Below are 415 nucleotides of genomic sequence, written 5' to 3' on the forward strand. Positions count from 1 at the left end.
GTGCTCTTCCGATCTGGAAGCGTCATTGAGGATTTTTTCCCCTTCAACCACTCCGCAATGGCCATGGCTTGTATACTCACAAAGGCAGGTGTCAGCAATGACGATGACTTCTGGATATTGTTTTTTTATTAGGCGGGTTGCTTCCTGCACAAGTCCGTTATGGTGAAACGCCCCGGTGCCGTGTTCGTCTTTATCATGATCAAAGGGTACACCGAATAAAATGACCGATTTAATCCCTAGACTTACCACTTCATCCATTTCCGCCTCCAAGTTATCCATGGATAGCTGATAGATACCCGGCATAGAGTTAATTTCATTTTTTACCTGTTCACCATCAATGATGAAGATGGGATAAATCAAATCGTCTTTATGCAATTGTGTTTCACGGACCAAAGCCCTCATGCCTGCACTTGCA

General features: G+C 44.3%; 1 pseudogene. It reads right to left on the reverse strand.

Annotated elements, in window-relative coordinates:
* Positions 1-415 (reverse strand): annotated as a pseudogene (locus CVN76_RS02060) (porphobilinogen synthase); the annotation flags it as partial.

Source organism: Bacillus sp. mrc49, assembly GCF_002803435.1.